Origin of the sequence: Paraburkholderia phenazinium (assembly GCF_900141745.1) — a bacterium.
GTDB lineage: Bacteria > Pseudomonadota > Gammaproteobacteria > Burkholderiales > Burkholderiaceae > Paraburkholderia > Paraburkholderia phenazinium_B.
Genome location: NZ_FSRM01000002.1, coordinates 844,276 through 862,539, shown reverse-complemented (window position 1 = coordinate 862,539; position 18,264 = coordinate 844,276). Strand labels below are relative to the sequence as shown.

17 protein-coding genes and 3 pseudogenes are annotated in these 18,264 nt (G+C 58.4%); 13 read left to right on the top strand and 7 right to left on the bottom strand.

The genetic code is table 11. The annotated features are described in order from the left end of the window. Positions 1-151 precede the first annotated feature (151 nt). Positions 152-670, top strand: a complete 519-nt coding sequence (locus BUS06_RS23900) for a hypothetical protein (RefSeq protein ID WP_074266893.1) — start codon at positions 152-154, stop codon at positions 668-670. Positions 671-1,199: 529 nt separating this feature from the next. After that, a pseudogene (locus tag BUS06_RS23895) lies at positions 1,200-1,682 on the top strand (IS110 family transposase); the annotation flags it as partial. A 1,954-nt stretch (positions 1,683-3,636) separates the two neighbouring features. On the opposite strand, the gene BUS06_RS23890 reads toward BUS06_RS23895, so the two are convergent. The 5 genes and pseudogenes from BUS06_RS23890 to BUS06_RS38820 all read right to left on the bottom strand — a co-directional run. After that, positions 3,637-3,972, bottom strand: coding sequence for a hypothetical protein (locus BUS06_RS23890; protein ID WP_143787646.1), 336 nt, complete (start codon positions 3,970-3,972; stop codon positions 3,637-3,639). 44 nt (positions 3,973-4,016) lie between these two features. Beyond that, positions 4,017-4,589 (bottom strand): nucleotidyl transferase AbiEii/AbiGii toxin family protein, encoded by a 573-nt coding sequence (locus BUS06_RS23885; protein ID WP_083611572.1) that lies wholly within the window; start codon positions 4,587-4,589, stop codon positions 4,017-4,019. Next, positions 4,526-5,272: a type IV toxin-antitoxin system AbiEi family antitoxin domain-containing protein gene (locus tag BUS06_RS23880; RefSeq protein ID WP_074266890.1), complete on the bottom strand. Its 747-nt coding sequence runs from the start codon at positions 5,270-5,272 to the stop codon at positions 4,526-4,528. The genes BUS06_RS23885 and BUS06_RS23880 overlap by 64 nt, the downstream gene beginning before the upstream one ends. Before the next feature lie 136 nt (positions 5,273-5,408). After that, positions 5,409-5,974 (bottom strand): annotated as a pseudogene (locus BUS06_RS38320) (molybdopterin dinucleotide binding domain-containing protein); the annotation flags it as partial. Positions 5,975-6,029: 55 nt separating this feature from the next. Beyond that, a pseudogene (locus BUS06_RS38820) lies at positions 6,030-6,143 on the bottom strand (hypothetical protein); the annotation flags it as partial. A 287-nt stretch (positions 6,144-6,430) separates the two neighbouring features. On the opposite strand from BUS06_RS38820, the gene BUS06_RS23865 reads away from it, so the two are divergent. From BUS06_RS23865 to BUS06_RS23855, 3 genes are read left to right on the top strand one after another with little or no spacing between them, the layout of a single operon-like run. Continuing rightward, positions 6,431-6,616 (top strand): hypothetical protein, encoded by a 186-nt coding sequence (locus tag BUS06_RS23865; RefSeq protein ID WP_074266888.1) that lies wholly within the window; start codon positions 6,431-6,433, stop codon positions 6,614-6,616. 52 nt (positions 6,617-6,668) lie between these two features. Continuing rightward, positions 6,669-7,103 (top strand): universal stress protein, encoded by a 435-nt coding sequence (locus BUS06_RS23860; RefSeq protein ID WP_074266887.1) that lies wholly within the window; start codon positions 6,669-6,671, stop codon positions 7,101-7,103. Between the two features lie 30 nt (positions 7,104-7,133). Further along, the gene (locus tag BUS06_RS23855; RefSeq protein WP_074266886.1) at positions 7,134-7,403 is read left to right on the top strand and encodes a hypothetical protein; all 270 of its coding nucleotides are present in this window, start codon (positions 7,134-7,136) and stop codon (positions 7,401-7,403) included. 35 nt (positions 7,404-7,438) lie between these two features. Here BUS06_RS23855 and BUS06_RS23850 read toward each other — a convergent pair whose 3' ends face one another. Beyond that, positions 7,439-7,756 carry a DUF1840 domain-containing protein gene (locus tag BUS06_RS23850; RefSeq protein WP_074266885.1) on the bottom strand — a complete coding sequence of 106 codons (318 nt, stop codon included), beginning with the start codon at positions 7,754-7,756 and terminating at the stop codon, positions 7,439-7,441. Positions 7,757-8,201: 445 nt separating this feature from the next. Here BUS06_RS23850 and BUS06_RS23845 point away from each other — a divergent pair, with 445 nt between their 5' ends. The 7 genes from BUS06_RS23845 (at position 8,202) to BUS06_RS23815 (ending at position 17,286) form a co-directional block, all read left to right on the top strand. Next, positions 8,202-9,368, top strand: a complete 1,167-nt coding sequence (locus BUS06_RS23845) for an HPP family protein (protein ID WP_074266884.1) — start codon at positions 8,202-8,204, stop codon at positions 9,366-9,368. A gap of 86 nt (positions 9,369-9,454) precedes the next feature. Then, on the top strand, positions 9,455-9,871 hold the full coding sequence (locus BUS06_RS23840; RefSeq protein WP_074265355.1) for a MarR family winged helix-turn-helix transcriptional regulator: 417 nt from the start codon (positions 9,455-9,457) through the stop codon (positions 9,869-9,871). A 2-nt stretch (positions 9,872-9,873) separates the two neighbouring features. Then, positions 9,874-11,682, top strand: coding sequence for a chloride channel protein (locus BUS06_RS23835; protein ID WP_074266883.1), 1,809 nt, complete (start codon positions 9,874-9,876; stop codon positions 11,680-11,682). 217 nt (positions 11,683-11,899) lie between these two features. Next, positions 11,900-12,382, top strand: a complete 483-nt coding sequence (locus BUS06_RS23830; protein WP_074266882.1) for a universal stress protein — start codon at positions 11,900-11,902, stop codon at positions 12,380-12,382. Between the two features lie 68 nt (positions 12,383-12,450). Beyond that, positions 12,451-13,353, top strand: coding sequence for a cysteine synthase CysM (gene cysM, locus BUS06_RS23825; RefSeq protein ID WP_074266881.1), 903 nt, complete (start codon positions 12,451-12,453; stop codon positions 13,351-13,353). A gap of 1,072 nt (positions 13,354-14,425) precedes the next feature. After that, positions 14,426-16,237 (top strand): chloride channel protein, encoded by a 1,812-nt coding sequence (locus BUS06_RS23820; RefSeq protein ID WP_074266880.1) that lies wholly within the window; start codon positions 14,426-14,428, stop codon positions 16,235-16,237. A 77-nt stretch (positions 16,238-16,314) separates the two neighbouring features. Then, positions 16,315-17,286, top strand: coding sequence for an SAM-dependent methyltransferase (locus tag BUS06_RS23815; RefSeq protein WP_083611776.1), 972 nt, complete (start codon positions 16,315-16,317; stop codon positions 17,284-17,286). Between the two features lie 24 nt (positions 17,287-17,310). Here the strand turns inward: BUS06_RS23815 and BUS06_RS37510 are convergent, their stop codons facing one another. Then, positions 17,311-17,571: a hypothetical protein gene (locus BUS06_RS37510; protein WP_143787645.1), complete on the bottom strand. Its 261-nt coding sequence runs from the start codon at positions 17,569-17,571 to the stop codon at positions 17,311-17,313. Positions 17,572-17,758: 187 nt separating this feature from the next. Here BUS06_RS37510 and BUS06_RS23810 point away from each other — a divergent pair, with 187 nt between their 5' ends. Beyond that, positions 17,759-18,229 carry a hypothetical protein gene (locus tag BUS06_RS23810; RefSeq protein ID WP_074266879.1) on the top strand — a complete coding sequence of 157 codons (471 nt, stop codon included), beginning with the start codon at positions 17,759-17,761 and terminating at the stop codon, positions 18,227-18,229. Positions 18,230-18,264: the final 35 nt, after the last annotated feature.

The following is an 18,264-nucleotide window of genomic DNA, read 5'->3' as shown; positions in this document are numbered from 1 at the left end:
CTGGGCGCGGCTGCGCAGGCTGCGTGCCCATCTTTCCGAGCGTCGCCTCAACACTGACCGTACGGGTTGAGGTACAGTGCGCGACGGACGGCCAACCCGATAATTACCAGCACATTCAATACGCCGGCGCTCGACCGGTGGCGGAGAAGATATGCATTTGCGGCAGACCAGCAACAACATCCGGCGCTCGCTCGTGGCGCTCGTCGCCAGTTTTGCGGTGGCATCCACCGCTCACGCGGCGGACTGGTGTGGTGGTGGAGTATGGTTTGACGCGATGCTCGGTTCGTATCACATCGATCCTGATCCCGGTACCCACTTCAACGAGTTCAATCCCGGCCTTGGCGTCGAGTGCTGGTTCAACGGCGAATGGGGGGTAACGGCAGGTGGCTTTCGCAACTCGCTGCGGCGCCCTTCGTACTATGGCGGCGGCCTGTGGGCGCCGGAGTTTGCGCATTGGGGCTTCGTCAGACTCGCGGTGATCGGCGGCATTATCTCGGGCTACAACTATGGCAACTGGGGTTTGGGCCGCAATCACACGGTTGGACCGGTGGCGGCGCCGATCGTAATGTTCGACTACAAGCGGGTAGGGGCGAACCTCATTTTTATCCCACCGATTCCATCCGATCAATTGCCGTTCACCATTGGGTTTCAGGTGAAGTACAAGTTTTGAGGCGGGTATCGCGGGACAATAAAGTTGCGACTTTTGGAAAATTGCCTAAAACGGACAATAAAGTTGCGACCACAGATCTCACGATATGGAATTTGACCTTGTCAGCCATAGCTGGAGCGGGCGCCGGCAATAGGAGCACAAGATCCGAGCAAGGCAAATCTCGCCAATTTTTCTCCGTTACGGCCACTCACTAAATTCGCTTTACTAAATAAAAGTCTCGACTTCCCTTTGTGCATAAGGGGTCCGAGGAGAGTGTGCAAAAAACTGGCGTATGCGAATTGTCCATTCGTAAGCCTCACAGTTGTTGGGTAACCGTCCGACCCTGACCGTATAGACGGCCGATGAAGGCGAAGCCATGCTTTCCTGGGGCACAAATGTGACTGTGTCCACAAAGGAATCATGGAATGAAATGAACGGTCCCCTCCCACCGCTGACGGCCGTACGATGATCGCGCGTCGCAGCGAGACCCAGGCAACCCTTCGAGATAGGAGATCATCAGGATCTTGACAGGCAAACCGGAGAATCAGAGATGACGCATACGGCAGTCGGTGTTGATATCGCGAAGTACGTTTTCCAGCTTCATTGGGTCGAGCCCGAGACTGGCGAGATTGTTCGCAAACAGATCAAACGCGCAGCGTTTCTCGAACACTTTTCGAATCGCACGCCTTGTCTGATCGGAATGGAAGCGTGCAGTGGTGCGCATCACTGGGCGCGGCGGCTGATAGAAATGGGGCATCAGGTGAAGGTAATGCCCGCCAAGTTCGTCAAGGCGTTTGTGACAGGAAACAAGAATGACGTGGCTGATGCCCGGGCGATCTGGATGGCACTTCAGCAACCAGCGAAAGCGGTCGCCGTAAAGACTGAGGCGCAGCAGGCGGTCTTGGCGATGCATCGCATGCGGCAGCAGCTCGTGAAGTTCCGAACGATGCAGATCAACAGTCTGAGGGGATTGCTGACTGAGTATGGCGAAGTAATGGGCAATCGCGTCGACGAACTGTTGCCATGGGTCGTCGCCGATCAGCTTCACCACGCCGCCGCCTGACTCAACACGCTGTCAAGAACGGTCGCGGTCGGACGGTTACGTTGTTGGCGAAGTCAATCGACTCGGAAGCACTGACGACAAATACCGACCACGGACGAAGCGACGGTGTTTGCGGGCAGAAGCCTCGCGCGCGGAGAATGCTGGCTCGGCGCAGTTTGCGTCGAGGGCTGCTGGTAGCACTTAGAAGAGTCGCCGTCCATTTTGACGGTTCGTCTCCCCTGTGTGCCAGGCTTGTGAAGGGGGGCGGTTACCAACTGAGTCATGGATGCTATGCACTGTCATTTGGTGCTGCCAAATCAATACTCCGCACGGGATACTTCGAACCCGCAATATTTCACCGGTTCAAAGCCTTGCGGATAGGTGAGTGCTTCAAGGATGGTGAGGGATTCCAGGTAATCGAGGTGAGCGATTCCCAGAGACGAAGAGACCTTGAGCGAGCGGTTAGCCAATACAAAGTGAGGATTTCCAGGAGCCGGTGCCGGCGGTATGAAGCATCTGTAATCAAGTTCCCATTCCGCCACGGTGATACATCGAGGAACCGTTGTTTCACCGGTTCGAAACCTTGTGAATAGGTGAGCGCACCCAGGATGGTGAGGACTTCCAGGAGACGACGTCACGGAGGTGAGCAATTTCCGAGGCGAGGAAATCTCGGAGGACTGCTCGCAAATACAATAGGTGAGGATTTTCGGGAGCCGCTGACGCGGGATAACGCGGAGGTGGGTAAAATTTATATTTCGCCAAGGGTGATACATCGAACACACGCTATTTCACCGGTTCGAACCTTTGCAAATAGGTGAGCGCATCCAGGATGGTGAGGACTTCCAGGAGACGACGTCACGGAGGTGAGCGATTTCCGAGGCGAGGAAATCTCGGAGGACTGCTCGCAAAAACAATAGGTGAGGATTTTCGGGAGCCGCTGACGCGGGATAACGCGGAGGTGGGTGAAATTTATATTTCGCCAAGGGTGATACATCGAACACACGCTATTTCACCGGTTCGAACCTTTGCAAATAGGTGAGTGTATCCAGGATGGTGAGGACTTCCAGGAAGCGGCATCATGGAAGTAAACGGTTCTCAGAGGTGAGATCATATTGGCGATGGTTAGCAAATACAGCGGACGTTCGTCAACCGACTCCAGGCGCCCGTTCACCCCTCCGCGACACAGCTACGCCCGCTCACTGTCTCAGACCAGTCATTCGTCGACGCCAACAGCGAAGAGTTGCTGCCCACTTTGACGAACAAGTGCTTTCGACCCGTGAAAAATTAATCGACTTGGGCATTCGGCTATGTCCAACTACAAGCTAACGACAGTCGTCGACGTTGGTCTGTTGATCATGAGAGATGGGTGCAAATGATTTGCACCGTTAGGTAGTCTGATTCGAAAAAAATCAAACGTGAATATCCATACCGCAGCGTCGCGCGCTCAATTCCTTTGAAAATTGGCGCTCGTCGGTTGAAGTGCGGCGCCTTTGCTCGACCTTCTGAATTGCAATCGCGGCGGGCAGGAGGGAAGCTACTGATGTAAGCGGCGCAGCCGGTCTTATGCCACGATCAGTGTGTTGCCAAGTTATGGTGGCGTGTTCCGACCAGCACGGGTACGAAGGCGGCGAGGGTCACCGCAAATTTGCGGCAGTCAGCGGGACGCTCGACGACTTTCCAAAGAAATGACGAGCCTACGATGTTGATTCCGACGAGTATCGGCGACAGGAGGATGGCCCGGTCCGTGCCATGAGGTGAGACTCGTTAAGCGGGCTGTTCAGTGCGCCCGCTTTTCGATCGCGGTACGTGTATGTCCGACATGCTTTTCTCCAATCAAAGTCCGGACGTCGGCGTCAAAACAGTCAAGGGGCGCTGATAAGTTTGCGGAGAACGGAAATTGCGACGACATCAAATGACGCCGTCTTGAACTGCCGAGTGTAAGGGACTACGTCATCGCTACCAAGGGGATCTCGCTGGCAAGTCCCGCGACGACACTGCTGGCAGTTGATATGAAATTGACGTAGGTGTTGATATTGCTTTGTAGTTGCGTAAGTTCATCCGTGGACTGCTTGAAATCGTCAGTCAACGCCTCGTAGGCGCTATTGGAGGCTGTCAGGCCAGCCGTTGAGATCGCGTTGACATCTCGCTCTCTGGAGTTTCCGGAAAGGGGTTCTACCTTGCGCATGGCTTCTGCAATCTCACGCTCTACGGACAGGCGCTGGCGCTTGACTGTCTCGCCGCGACCCGCGCCGCCCCGGTTCCGCACGGCTTTCTTCATCATGCACTCTTGTTTCGGCAGGCCGGTCGAGGACGGATTGCAGCTAGTCAGGTCGAAGCTTCTTTCCCACTGTCAATAGCGGCAAAGCCCTCACGCAGCAAGGCCTCCTGCTTCTCGAACAGTGCCGGATTATTCTTTCTGAGCTTTTCGAGATTGATGAGTTTCCACCTTATGGGCGGCAGTTTGCTCAGGTGCTTGTAGGGCATCAGGGACCAGTCGGGTTCGGTGCGAAGCAGGGAAATCAGGAACTGGCGGTGTGGTTCGGTCAGGGCGGTCGGCAGTTCCCGATGCGGACGCTCCTGCGTCGCTTCGAGTACATCAAGACCGACAGTCTCGATCGTCATCCCGACGAAGTCACTCTCGTAGACGCCTGCCATCGAGTGCCTATGGTTAAACAACACTTCGTGACGGGTAAGTTTCGGGTTCTTCACGACCACATCGATGTCGACAGAGAGGCGAGGCATCTCCTGCAAGAACAGGTTCAACGCGGTTCCACCTTTCATCGCGAACAGAGGGGTGATGATCGGTGCGATGCCCAGCATCAGCCGGACGGTGTCTACGTAGATTTCGTTCGTTCTGGCTTGAGTGTTATGCGGCCATTTTTTGTCTGATTCGACCATCTTTTCCCGGCGCCAAGACGGTCCACATGCTTCTGAAGTCCTCGAGCCCACGAAAAATCGGCCTCAAGTCCGAGGTCACGGACGAGCCTGACAACCTTCACCCGGTGGCAGTGGCTCAAAAACTCGTCCAGCACGTCAGCGCGCAGGTTACGCAGGCTCACCATCAGGTTGCCCGCTTCCTCAATCGACTGACCTTTGCCAATGTCGCTGGCGAGTTCCAGCATGGCTCGCTCGGGTACCGACACCTTGACCTCCGGGTCACCAGCAGGGAGCGGCTTTAGGCCTTTTTCGTAGGGCAGGTCGTCGTCAAACAGGGCAGTGGTCTGAAATGAGTAGATCAGGTGCCGGTCCACCCAGGAGGGGATGCGATAGGGCTTCTGACCCCACAGCACAATATTTTCGCGAAACGCGATGTTGTGACGCACGCCTTGCCAGGAAAGGGCTGTTTTCCCCCCAACGTGAAGACCGGCGATGCGTCGAGTCAGGTACGCGATCGAACCGTCCCTTGTCGGAATGTCCCCGGTCAAAAGGTAGACGCCCTGCGAGAGCCGTTGCAGCCACCCGGATTTGACCATATGCGCCGCGAGCGCAGCGCTGATGCCCATGTTCCGGAGCATGTCTGAATCGATAGGATGACCGCGCCGGCTTTCCTGCATCAGCCGCTGGACTGTTTTGTTGCTCATCAGTTTTTTCTGGATGCGTTATCTGGATGCAGTATATACAGCAAATATTTGATTATTTGCAATTATTTAATGTGCCAGCAAACTGAGGAATCGGTGTGAACTCGCTGCCCCGGGTTGTTTACATACCGAAACGATAGACCGCGCGGGCAGTCAATACACCGTTCACGTTGAACGCTTCAATCCAGTCGTTATCGACCACGCCTATTTTTCTGGCGTCGATCTCCGATGCCCAGACGATGGGGCCTCCGCGCGAGAGTGTCAGCATCAACAGATTGTCGGTGTAGGTGCTGTGTATGCCCTATTTCTGATGAGGCGTCAGGAAGTTCAGTGCGATCTCGAGATTGCCGTTCGAGCGGGTGTCCCCGATGCCCACCGTACTGCGCGTATCGATCGGTGGTTTGTAGACGCACAGCGACTCGCCAAAATCGCGCATCCACGGTGATCCTGGTAAAGCTGTTGACGTCCCGAGAGGGTGCGCCAGGGGATCGGTTCACGTACGTTCGTGTAGCTCGCGCTGTATGAGACGTGCTCGGATTCGATGCCGCTCCAGGTGGGCGACGAAATGGTCTTGCGCGGTTGCGCCTGAATGTCGCGAAAGCGGATTTTTTCATCTTCGCGGGCGCGCGAGAGATGGGTGTGATCAGTGACTGTGATTGCCGGCAATGCCTGTCACGCTTTGACTGCAACGGCACCGTTGGTTTTCCGTACGTTGCGTGGCCGTCAGCGATAACATTCGACCGGAGATTTTGCCTTCTGCCTTGGCCTGTGCGACATTGGCGTGCGTGCGCTCCATCAGTTGATCGCGTTCGGACTGAGCGAACGCCGCAAACGTGCGCGTTATGAGATCACCTGCCGCGCTGGGCGCTTCCATGACCGACGGACCTGGCACAATGACTCCGTGAACCTAAGCAGTGCGCGCCATGCGGCTGCGCAGACGGAGCATCTGGATAGTAAGAAGGGGAGTCATGGGCAGACGGGATAGGTTTCGCCAACCTGTCTTTCCGGCAGGACAAGGGCCGCGTGGCAGGCCAAGTCTGTTCTGCCAGGTGGCCTTCGTCATTTTTGACGCGTCAATCGTGATACGGAAGTCACGATTGCGTATATCACAACATGACATATAATAAAAACTGCCGGCAACGAGCGGCAAGAGGAGGACGAATGCTTTTCCGACATGATTTGTCCGTGGGATTTCTGGTGGCAATCACGACCATCCTTGGGATGATACTGATTGGCAATCTGGGGGAAGCCCTGCGGCTCAACCGTTGGCACCCCGCGTTAATTGGTGCGGCCGTTGGCGCGTTGTTGGGCGTTGCTCTTATCGAAGCGGTGCCGATGATCGTCTGACTCGCTGCCACGGAAGGGAGGTGCGCGTTGGCCGATTGTAGAGGGGATACAGATGGTCCTGTTTGACCGGGTTCTCCTGTGCTATGACGCGACGCCTGAAGGCCGACTCGCGTTGCGCCGCGGCGCGCTGCTTGCGCAACAGCTAGGGGCCGAGACGCACGTGCTGTCAGTTTTCGACAGCACGTACTGGTCAAGCGGATTCGACGTCGTGTCGTCCGCCAGGTTCGAGATTGATGAGGAAGCCTCAAGAGAAACGCTAAAGGAAGGGATCGACAGGCTGAGAGCATGGGGCGTGAGCGCGACAGGGCATGCGGCGGTGGGAAACGCCGTGGATCAGATAGCGCGCCTTGCCAATTCGTTGAAGGTCGACCTGATCGTTATTGGGCACCATCAGCGCGGCTTCCTTGCGCGCTGGTGGACCGGAGAAAATCATGCGCTTCTGCTTGAGCGCGTGTCGTGCGGTGTTCTGTTCGAGGTTGCCGATTAAGTCTCGCGCAAGATTTTAAACGGGTGTGTGATGAACAGGTACGCGTACGAAGAATACCGGTCGTGCCAGATCTACGCGGGTGCGCAGATCGATCGGGATGCTGGCGAAGGCGCGCAGTTGGGCGTCGTCTATCAGCCGGTGGCCGTTATCGAGTGGCAAGACAGCACCGGGTCACATCGAAAGCTGCTATGTGATCCGAAACAAAGGGTCTTTGCGCGCTCAGGAGACGCTTTGAAAATTGCCACTGCGATTGCGAAAGACTATATCGACAGTATGTCGTTGCTGGCCCATCTGACTTAGGTCTACCAGACCTCCATCCACACTGCAATGGGCTTCTACAGCCCCCAGATGATATCGGCATTCTGTTTTCGGGCTTCGCGCAACATGTCGAGAAACGGCCACGCCCGTTGCGACAGCCCACTGCCCGATTGCTGGTGGTGCTCGCGCGAGTACTGAAACGATTCGAGAACAATCTCCGCTTTTTCGTCGTCCGAGATTGCCGCTTCAAGCCGGCTGATTGCGAGGGGCAGTTCATCGTGCAGGATGACGCCGCGCGTATCGAGTCGCTTGCCGACGAGCCCCAGCAAATACTGGGCGAGATCCCTAAGCATTACTACATCTGGCGCAGCGGGCGTTTGAAACGTGATCAGCATGATAGCTCCTTGTGGCCTGGCGCGATCCGTCGCAACGGATGATTGTCTTCCGTGACGACAGTCGAGGCCTTCAGGATGACCGGATTTGTGCATTCGAGCGAACGTGGCGTCCCCATGGGCGCACGCAATCCGGGCGAATCATCCTTGTAATTTCATCCGGACTGCCTGTGCTCAAACATCAGTCACGAGAAGGCCTGCTTTCATTTTAGATCATGATATGACATATTCAAGCCGGATAGGCCGTCCGTCGGGGCGCCGTGTGACCGCCGAACGCGGAGGCGGGCCGCTGGAGGTCCCGGTTCTGCCACCAGCGATCGGCTCAGAATCCGCTTTTATATCACAATGAAATATAATAATGACAAGACGTTCTTTCGCTTCGGGAGGGTTAGACCTTAAGGTGTAGTCCCTTCCCGCGTCATGCCATTTACCCACGCCCGGTCCAATCTTGTCCTCCTACGCTGTTTCCCGCTGGTTATCTGGCTTTCTTCCCAGTCTCATCGCCGTCCGTTGGCCGGAACGCTTGAGATCGTGCCTCGGTGCGTTGCTTGGGATCGCGTTTACCGGCGGAACCATGCACGTCCTGCTCGGACCGGCTGCAAGCATTCCGCTGCTGGTTGCGCCAATGGGCGCGTCGGCCGTGTTGCTGTTTGCGGTGCCGGCAAGTCCGCTTGCGCAACCGTGGTCGATCATTGGCGGCAATCTCGTCTCCGCTACGGTGGGTGTCGCCTGTGCAAGCTGGATCGCCAATCCGGTCGGCGCCGCCGCGCTGGCCGTCGCGCTGGCGATTTGCCTGATGTTCGCGCTGCGTTGTGTCCACCCCCCGTCGGGCGCAGTCGCGTTGACTGCGGTCCTCGGTGGTCCGGCCGTTCACGCTCTGGGCTACCGTTTTGTCGCTGAGCCCATTGCCATGCAGTCTGCGGCGCTTCTGGTCGCCGCTATCGTGTACCACGCGGCCACTGGGCATCGTTATCCGCACGTCGCACATCCGGGTGTGGGTCAGCGTGCAACGGGATCTCCGGCGGCACCTGCGGCCGGATTCACGCGCGCGGACCTTGATGCGGCGCTGAACCGGCGCGGCGAATTGCTCGACATCAACGTCGACGATCTGGAATCGCTGCTGCGCGATGTCCAGTTGCAGGCCTATGCGCGCACGGTCGGCGAACTGAGTTGCGCCGATATCATGTCAAGCCCCTTGGTGGCCGTATCAGCGACGACGCGGGCTTCGCAGGCATGGGGTCTGCTCAAGGAGCACGGTATCAAGGCGCTCCCCGTCATCGATGCGGAACGGCGCGTGATCGGCATCGTCACGCGCGCTGACCTCGTTGACAAACGGGCCTTCGGGAGCGCGTCGATTCTGCCGCCGCTGGTGCAACGCTGGATCAGGCGAGGCATGGCGTTGGCGCCGGTGGTTGGCGCATTGATGAATCCCGACGTGCGTACCGTGACTGCGAATACATCTTTCGCGGAACTGTTGCCCCTTTTTGCAAACGACGGACACCACCATATTCCGGTCTTGGATGTCGAGGAGCGACTCGCCGGGATGATTACCGAGGCGGATCTGATTGCGGGCCTGTACCGCCAGACATATAACGGGCAGCAGCGCGCAGCGTAGCCGTTGTCCCTGTGCCTCGGTCGGTTTCAGATGTAAATATCATAAAGCGATATAATCGCACTTTTGCCTTCTACACCGGGACTCCGATGAAAACACTCGCGCGCGGTTTGACCAAGACGAACTTCGAGCAACTGTCCGAGTTTCGCTACCAGATGCGCCGCTTCGAGCGATTTTCCGAGCAGGCCGCGCAGGGCGAAGGCATTACCCCTTTGCAGTACCTGTTGCTGCTGCATATCAAGGGCTATCCGGAGCGCGACTGGGCGACCATCGGCGAACTCGCGGAACGGCTCCAGTCGCAGCACCACGGCGTGGTCGCCCTCGTGTCCCGTTGTGAGGCGCTTGATCTCGTCCGGCGCAAGATCAGCGACACCGATCGCCGCCAGGTCGAGGTTCATCTGCTAAAAGCGGGCGAGCAGGTGCTCTCCCGTCTGGCGGAAATGCATCGTGCCGAATTGAAATCCCTCAAGGGTGCCTTCAAGGTTCCCCAGATCGACGTTGAGTAACCATGAACCACGATACGCATAAGCGCGACTTCTCGTCCAACGCGCGGCTTCCTGGAATTTCCTTGCTAGCGGCAGCGATTGGCGCGCTCAGCACGCTCGCGGCGTTTGTGCTGCTGAGCCTGATTCACCTGTTCACAAATCTGTTTTTCTTCGGTGCGTTCTCTTTCGCGGATCGATCGCCGGCACTGAACACGCTCGGTGGCTGGGTGATCGTGATACCGGTGGTGGGTGGCCTGATCGTGGGTCTTATGGCGCGCTACGGTTCGGAGAAAATCCGCGGCCACGGTATTCCGGAAGCAATCGAAGCTATCCTGTTCGGCAAGAGCCGCATGTCACCGAAAGTCGCGATTCTCAAGCCGCTGTCGTCCGGCATCGTGATCGGCAGCGGCGGCCCGTTTGGTGCCGAAGGCCCGATCATCATGACAGGCGGTGCACTCGGTTCGCTGATCGCGCAGTGCGTGAAGGTGACGTCGGCGGAACGCAAAACGCTGCTGGTGGCCGGTGCGGCTGCCGGTATGACAGCAGTCTTCGGGACGCCCGTGGCCGCCGTGCTGCTGGCGGTTGAACTGCTGTTGTTCGAATGGCGGCCGCGCAGCTTCTTGCCGGTTGCACTGGCGTGCGCAGTCGCGGGCTTTGCGCGCGCGGCATTCTTCGGTACAGGTCCGCTGTTTCCCCTCGAAACGGCGCCTCCTGGCGCGCTCTCGCTCGTGTCATGCGTGATTGCCGGCCTGTTGAGCGGGGCGCTAGCCTCCGGCCTGTCCGCTGCTTTGTACAAGACCGAAGACCTGTTCGGCAAGCTGCCTGTTCACTGGATGTGGTGGCCCGCGCTCGGCGGCCTTGTGGTGGGGATCGGCGGATTTCTCGAACCTCGCGCGCTTGGCGTGGGCTACGACGTGATCGGAGACCTGCTGCATCAGCATGTCGTGCTGCAGGTCGCTATCGCCATTCTGGTTGTGAAGGCCATTATCTGGGTGGTTGCGCTGGGCTCCGGCACGTCGGGCGGGGTGCTCGCTCCGCTGCTCATGTTGGGTGCAGGACTTGGCACCGTGTTTGGCCACGTGCTGCCAGGCGGCGAACCAGCGCTGTGGCCGCTCGTTTGCATGGCAGCGACACTCGGTGCAACGCTTGGTGCGCCGCTCACGGCAATCGTGTTTGCGTTTGGCCTGACGCACGATAGCAACGCGTTGTTGCCGCTCCTGGCCGCTACGCTCGTGGCACACGGCTTTGCGACCGTGGTCATGCGGCGCTCCATCATGACGGAGAAGATCGCTCGCCGCGGATACCACATCTACCGGGAGTATGGTGTCGATCCGCTCGAACGCCACTACGTCGACGAGGTGATGTCCCGGTCCGTCGAGACGATCGACGCCAACCTGCCGGTGAGCGAGGCGCTGACGACATTCTTTGGCACCACGCAAACGCATCGAGCCTATCCGGCGCTCAAGGACGGTGTAGTGACCGGCATGGTAGACCGCGCGGCGCTAGAGCAGTTTCGTGATAAAGGGACCGCAGGGGCCGCCCAGGCGTCCGATGCGCGCCTTGCCGATCTGTTGAGCGCAAACGCGCCGATTGTTGCGTTGCCCGATGAAACCTGCAGGCTGGTCGCGACGCGGCTCGCAGTCCATGGTCTCGAACGTTTGCCCGTGGTTGCCGACAGGCAGACGCTCCGTCTGGTCGGGATCGTCTCGCGAAGCGATCTGATCAAGCCGTCTCTCGCGCATTTCGAAGACGAACACAAGAGAGAGCGGTTCCGCCGCGTTACGTTTAACCGCAGTGCGAAGCGTTTTCCGCCAGTGCGGCGGACGGGATGATTTGAATCGCACCGCTGGCGTTACCTGCTGCCCGAGCCCTTCCTGTTGTCGAGGCATTGCCGCGGTGCGCGAGACATATATCATAAAGTGATATATAATAGAGGTAAGGTGCAGCGGGCTTTTGAGTGGGGCGACCGCGCTCACGAGCAGTGTGTGGTTGCGTAGCGGCTACGCCGCAATTGAATGGCAACGGTCTTGAATCGGAGGCAGTGTCGATATGCCCGCATTCGGCCGCATCCTGCTCTGTTATGACTCAACGCGTGAAGGACGAAGGGCGTTGCGCCACGGGGCTGCCTTGGCGGAACAACTCAAGGCCGAAACTCACCTGCTTGCCGTGCTGAATAGCGCGGCGTGGGTGCAAGCGGCCGAGATCGCGTCTGCCGTGCCGTTCGATGTCCTTGAGCAGTCTGCAAAGAAGATCCTTCGTGATGGAATAGCGAAGCTTGCAGCGCGCGGTGTAATCGCCACCGCCCATTTCGCGATCGGCGATCCGCTGGAACGGATTCCGTTTTTCGCCAATCAGCTCAAAGTCGACCTGGTCGTCATCGGCCATCAACGCACCGGCCTGCTTAAGCGCTGGTGGAGCGGCAAAAACGACGGGTTGCTGCTGGACCGGGTTTCCTGCGCGGTGCTGGTTGCTATGGAGCGGGAAGACCAGGAGACTGACACGCGGGCAGAGGCGACCTCCGCGCGCGCTTGATCGGCTGGGTTGGTCAGATCCGGCCCACCAACAGTCTGCGTGACCCACCCTCGTCAATATTCTGGAATATGACCTACAGGACGATTGAAACCACGATCGGCAACACCTCCCTGGTTGAACTTGTCCGTCTGCCGGACGAGCTGATTCGGGCGCGCAACAACGTCATTCTCGGCAAGCTGGAGGGCAACAACCCAGCGGGTTCAGTCAAGGATCGCGCGGCGCAGTCGATGATTAGGGGGGCCGAGCAACGCGGGCGCATCCGGCCCGGCGACGTGCTGATCGAAGCCACCAGCGGAAACACAGGTATCGCGCTCGCCATGATCGCCGCCCTGGGCGGCTACCGGATGGTGCTGCTGATGCCGGAGGATGTGTCGGTGGAGCGGTGCCGCAGCATGGCCGCGTACGGCGCAGAAATCATTTTGACTCCGGCCAACGGAGGCATGGAATGCGCGCGGGACATCGCTGCGCAGATGGAGCGGGAAGGCCGGGGGATTGTGCTCGATCAGTTTTCCAATCCCGATAATCCGCTCGCACATTACGAAGCAACCGGTCCGGAGATCTGGCGCGAAACGCAGGGACGGATTACGCATTTCGTGTCTGCGATGGGCACCACAGGGACCATCATGGGCGTGAGCCGGTTTCTGAAAGAGCAGAATCCCGCCGTCCAGATTGTCGGGGCGCAACCTGAAGAGGGTTCGCGCATTCCCGGCATACGCAAGTGGTCCGACGGATACCTGCCTGCATTCTTCGAGCCCGGGCGGATTGATCGAACCGAGTCGATCAGTCAGGCGACCGCCGAAACCACGGCCAGGCGGCTCGCCGCGATCGAGGGAATCTTCTGCGGCATTTCCGCAGGGGGTGCATGCGCCGTCGCACTGCGTATTGCGCATGAGGTTGAGAATTCAACGATTGTGTTTGTCGTTTGTGATCGCGGCGATCGATATCTGTCGACTGGCGCGTTTCCAGCATAGGTGGATCTGACTATGAACGCCGACAATGCTTCGGTATGGCTGATTGCCATATTGGTTGTGTGGGGCGTGCTGGGTGCCGCCCTGTGTGACCTCCTCAATGATGCCGATTGGGAACCGGCTTCGCGCCCACGCGAGACATTGGCGGACGGGCGTAACGGCACCTCTCCGGGCAACGGTGCAAACCGGCAACCGCCGGCGCTGCCGTGGCGCAGGTGTATTCGGTGGCCAAAGGCTCGACGGAGGATGAGTCGTGCGAATCGTTTGCACAGGCGTTATTGATGCCCTACAGCGGGCAAGCGCAAGTCCTGAAATAAGTGGTAGCCCTATGCGCGCCCCGTTATTTGCTGTCCGTTACAGGCGGCTGGTGGTCCTCGTCAGGCTGCCGTAGAACGCAATAAAGTTGTCAACGTTGCATCAATAGACCCGTCAATTCGACGATGCGCGGTGCGTGAATCGTTGCAGATCCTTGATAGGCGGCGATTTGCCCTTGTGCGATAAGGTTCTAACCAAACTCGATCAGCAGGGCACTTGTTAATGTAATTCCCGCTGTGAGCTCCTATGCGATGAGAACCCCGGTGAAGAATCAGGGGTTGCCCGGTTGCATTCGCTTCCGGCTGCGCTGCGCAGATCCCGAGCTTGCAAATCTCTGGGGGCATACGCCAAAACGAAGCAGGCAGTAGCCGGACCGCAGACCGTCGTTCACATGCGACGTCGATCGGACGTTCAGACGTCCGATCCGCCCGGCATGCGGCCATTCAATTCGCGACGATGAGCGTCGCATCCCTGGCATGAGAGTTATTACATTGCAGCTCACGTGCGTGGTTCGCAGGGTCCGCTTTCGCGGTCGACCGAGCACAGTTGCGGACCCGTACGAACAGACAGTACCGTCCACAGCCAACCAAAAGACTACGCTTACAACCGCACGCTGACGCCGAGGACTTGCGTGCATCCCGGCAGATCACCCGGTGACGGGAGCAAGGACAAACTCATAAGCGTTGTGCAAATTACATCACATTATGATATATATAGCGTCCACATGTTATCGATCATTGGCTGTCAGGCAAGGGTAATCATGAGCGAGCACAAAGGCGACTTCGCAACAGATGTCCGGCTTCTGCGTATCAGTGCCATTGCGGCGGCCGGCGGCGCGTTGAGCACCGTCGCCGCCGATTTTCTGCTGCACCTGATCCGCTTCTTCACGAACCTGTTTTTCTATCAGACGATATCCACGGCGAACCATTCGCCGTCGGAGAACACGCTTGGACTAATCGTCGTTGCAATTCCCGTAATTGGCGGCCTGCTGGTGGGATTGATTGCGCGGTACGGTTCGGAGCAGATTCGCGGTCATGGCATACCCGAAGCCATCGAAGCCATTCTGTTCGGCAAGAGCAAGATGTCGCCGAAAGTGGCGATCCTCAAGCCGTTCGCCTCGGCGATCGCGATCGGCAGCGGCGGACCCTTTGGTGCGGAAGGACCGATCATCATGACGGGCGGAGCGATCGGTTCGCTCATTGCTCAATATTTCCATCTGTCGAGTGCCGAAAGAAAGGCACTCCTGGTGGCGGGCGCGGTGGCCGGCATGACCGCGGTGTTCGGCACACCGGTTGCGGCTGTGCTGCTCGCCATTGAGCTCCTGCTGTTCGAACTGCGGCCTCGCAGCCTCTTGCCGGTCGCCATCGCGTGTGCTGTGGCAGGTTTCACCCGGCCGCTGTTTTTAGGCAGCGGGCCTTTGTTCCCGTTGCATACGTTGCCGCTCGGTCCGATGGGTCTCGTGTCGTCGGCCATCGCGGGTGTGATCACCGGTGCGTTGTCCTGGGGATTGTCCACGGGGCTCTACAAGGTGGAGGATATATTCGGCAAGTTGCCGATCCACTGGATGTGGTGGCCGGCATTGGGTGCAATCGCGGTCGGTATCGGCGGCTATTTTCAGCCGCGCACGCTCGGTGTTGGTTACGACGTCATCGGAGACCTGCTGCAAAATCACCTTGCTGTGAAAATCGTGATCGCGATTGTCCTGGTCAAGGCCATCATCTGGGTCATTGCCCTGGCCTCGGGCACATCCGGTGGCGTACTGGCTCCGTTGCTGATGATGGGCGCAGGCGTGGGCGCCATCGTCGGCCCGTACATGTCTGGAGGCGAGCCTGCGGTCTGGCCGCTCATCTTCATGGCCGCTGCGCTCGGCGGCATGATGCGCGCGCCCGTGATGGCTTCCGTGTTTGCGTTCGAACTGACGGGCGACGGGAATGCGTTGCTGCCGCTGCTGGCGGCCGCCGCAGTCGCCTATGGTTTCACGGTCCTTCTCATGCGCCGCTCGATTCTGACAGAAAAGATTGCCCGCCGCGGCTATCACATCTATCGCGAGTACAGCATCGATCCACTCGAAAGACATTATGTCGAAGAGGTCATGACCCGCGCCATCGTGACAATCGACGCGAAAACGACGGTCGCCGAGGTACTCCGAGACTATTTCGGGGCGGGGCAGAAGTATCGTGCCTATCCGGTTGTCGACTCCGGAATCCTGGTGGGCATGGCAGACCGGACGCTGCTCGACCGGATTCCTCCGGAAAAAGCCGGTGCTCCGCTTGGCACGTTCTTCGGGCAAACGCGGCCCGACATCGCGCTACCAGGAGAGACCTGTAGAAGCGTGGCCGCTCGCCTCGCTATAACCGGACTCGACCGTGTTCCCGTGGTCGAAGACGAGAAAACGTATCACCTGCTCGGCATCGTATCGCGGCACGACCTGCTCAAGCCGTCGATGTCGGTGTTCGCCGAAGAGCATGAACACGAGCAATTCCGCCGTGTTTGGATTCCGCGCAGCACGCGCCTCGCACCGACCAACAAGCGGGAAGATATGCCGAGCGAGCACGCCGATATACGGCGGTGAAAAACAACAGGGCAACGGAGAGACAGATGCCTCAGGACGGAAAAGTAAGCCGGTGGATCAGCGAGGTTCGCACGCGGATGAGCACGTCCGCGCGCACCAAGCCATGTGAGAGACAGCCATACAATGTCGAAAGGTCCGAACACCGAAAACTTTCTGCCGTTTTGAAGTCGGTTGCGGCGAAAGCGCTGCTGGAGCGGGACAGGCGCCGGCGCAACATGCCGCACGAATACTACCCAATGTTGCTGGATCCGCGCATGGTCTATTCGTGCGCCTATTTCGAAAACGGCGACGAAGACCTCGCAACCGCTCAACTGAAAAAGATCGATCACGTCCTCACGAAAATCGGGCTCAAGCCGGGGCAAAGTCTGCTTGATGTCGATTGCGGGTGGGGAGCGTTGGTGATTCGGGCCGCCGAGAAGTTCGGCGCGCGTTGCGTCGGCATTACGCAGTCGAAGAATCAGTTCGATCGGGCCAACGAGTGCATTAAGGCAGCAGACCTGGCCGACCGTGTCGAGATCCGTTTGCAAGCTTATCCCGATGTCGAGGGCTGGTTCGACCGGATCACGAGCTTGGGCATGTTCGAGTTCGACAGTCGCGGCGATCTTTGGGAGTACTTCTCCGTCTTGCAGGAGCATCTCGCAACGGATGGCGTGCTGGTCAGTCATGGAATCATGGCGGCGGGACCAGCTAGCAGCGAGTTGGGCCTGGATGGTGGCGGGTTTTCCGGCGGATATGTGTTTCCGGACGACGAACTACCCGACCTTGGCTATGCGTTAACTGCGATGCGGGAAGGTGGACTAGAGGTGTCAGACATTCAGAACCTGCGCCGGCATTGTGTGAGGACGCTGCGTTTGTGGGAGCAGAACTTCAGGACGAAGTCGATGGCACTGCGGCAACACGTCGATGACCGTAGCTTCCAGACCTGGTGCGACTACCTGAGCGGCTGGGCCGCTGCGTTCGAGCATGATGATGTGGCCATTTACGAGATAGTCGGGCGTAAGGTAGGCACGCGCGCCAGTGCGCTACCGTGGCCCGGCCCGGCGGGTTGATCGCCCTGTGGCTTCTCAGCGCGTTTAACTGCCGCCTGCGCTCGATCGGCGCTTGGTGACCTGTGACTTGTAGATTCCCGAATAACCGCTGCCGAAGTCGAGCTGGCGTGCAAGCACGCCGCGCATCGTGAGAAAACGCTCGCGGCGGTAGGTCTCGATCTGATGCCCGCAGAACACCTCGCCCGCTTCTTGAGGAATGGGTGGGCAAATGTATCTTGTAAATCGACGTGAGAAGCTCAGCCAGGCGTAAAGACGATGGACGCGTTCACTTAGAACGTACATCATTCATTGTGCCAACACAGCATGGCCAATGTCCGCTTCGTACGAGAGTGAGAGACTGTATCGGGTCGCGTGCCGCCGATCGCGGACAGGCCGGGAGCGGCCAGGAACAGGCATTCGACATGGGCATCAAGTCTGGTGACAATCGCAGATGCGTCGGCTGAACCATTTCGAATGCCGCATTGGAGTTGCAATGGCAAAGCATGGGCAATTCATCACGTTAGGTCGGTCAGTCATCGCGTATCCGATAGCCGTGGCTGCGGGTGCGATGACGTTTATTCCAGCCCTTATTGTCGGAAGTACGCAACTCCCTGGTGTCGCCGCAAAGCACGGATTTGTGTTCAGCATTCCTCACTTTTTCGGAGTTGAGCTGGGCGCTGCCCTATTGGGCCTCGCGATTTTTGCGTTGCCGATCTTCCCCTTCTACGTAGCCGGAATGATCGTTGCCAACAAAGTCGGAACGCGGCACTGGCTTTATTTCGCGACTATGGGCGTGGTGCTGTCCGTGGGCCTCTGGGCGGGCATGATCTTTTTGTCTCCCCGCGTTGACAACGAACATTTCGCATTCAGCGTGCTGATCCGGCTCGTTGCTCCCGTTGGGGTAGTGAGCGGTCTTGCTTGCTGGCTGTTCCTCTATCTTACGTGGCTGCGTGAGGCCTCATAACCATCGTCCGATTCGTCTTTTGAATGTCTGCTGTC

Coding starts and splice junctions, on each gene's coding strand:
- BUS06_RS23855 (WP_074266886.1), top strand. CDS start 7,134: ATGAACAGGTACGCGTACGAAGAATACCGGTCGTGCCAGATCTACGCG.
- BUS06_RS23840 (WP_074265355.1), top strand. CDS start 9,455: ATGAAAACACTCGCGCGCGGTTTGACCAAGACGAACTTCGAGCAACTG.
- BUS06_RS23865 (WP_074266888.1), top strand. CDS start 6,431: ATGCTTTTCCGACATGATTTGTCCGTGGGATTTCTGGTGGCAATCACG.
- BUS06_RS23850 (WP_074266885.1), bottom strand. CDS start 7,756: ATGCTGATCACGTTTCAAACGCCCGCTGCGCCAGATGTAGTAATGCTT.
- BUS06_RS23835 (WP_074266883.1), top strand. CDS start 9,874: ATGAACCACGATACGCATAAGCGCGACTTCTCGTCCAACGCGCGGCTT.
- BUS06_RS23810 (WP_074266879.1), top strand. CDS start 17,759: ATGGCAAAGCATGGGCAATTCATCACGTTAGGTCGGTCAGTCATCGCG.
- BUS06_RS23830 (WP_074266882.1), top strand. CDS start 11,900: ATGCCCGCATTCGGCCGCATCCTGCTCTGTTATGACTCAACGCGTGAA.
- BUS06_RS37510 (WP_143787645.1), bottom strand. CDS start 17,571: ATGATGTACGTTCTAAGTGAACGCGTCCATCGTCTTTACGCCTGGCTG.
- BUS06_RS23860 (WP_074266887.1), top strand. CDS start 6,669: ATGGTCCTGTTTGACCGGGTTCTCCTGTGCTATGACGCGACGCCTGAA.
- BUS06_RS23900 (WP_074266893.1), top strand. CDS start 152: ATGCATTTGCGGCAGACCAGCAACAACATCCGGCGCTCGCTCGTGGCG.
- BUS06_RS23885 (WP_083611572.1), bottom strand. CDS start 4,589: ATGGTCGAATCAGACAAAAAATGGCCGCATAACACTCAAGCCAGAACG.
- BUS06_RS23820 (WP_074266880.1), top strand. CDS start 14,426: ATGAGCGAGCACAAAGGCGACTTCGCAACAGATGTCCGGCTTCTGCGT.
- BUS06_RS23890 (WP_143787646.1), bottom strand. CDS start 3,972: ATGATGAAGAAAGCCGTGCGGAACCGGGGCGGCGCGGGTCGCGGCGAG.
- BUS06_RS23815 (WP_083611776.1), top strand. CDS start 16,315: ATGAGCACGTCCGCGCGCACCAAGCCATGTGAGAGACAGCCATACAAT.
- BUS06_RS23880 (WP_074266890.1), bottom strand. CDS start 5,272: ATGAGCAACAAAACAGTCCAGCGGCTGATGCAGGAAAGCCGGCGCGGT.
- cysM (WP_074266881.1), top strand. CDS start 12,451: ATGACCTACAGGACGATTGAAACCACGATCGGCAACACCTCCCTGGTT.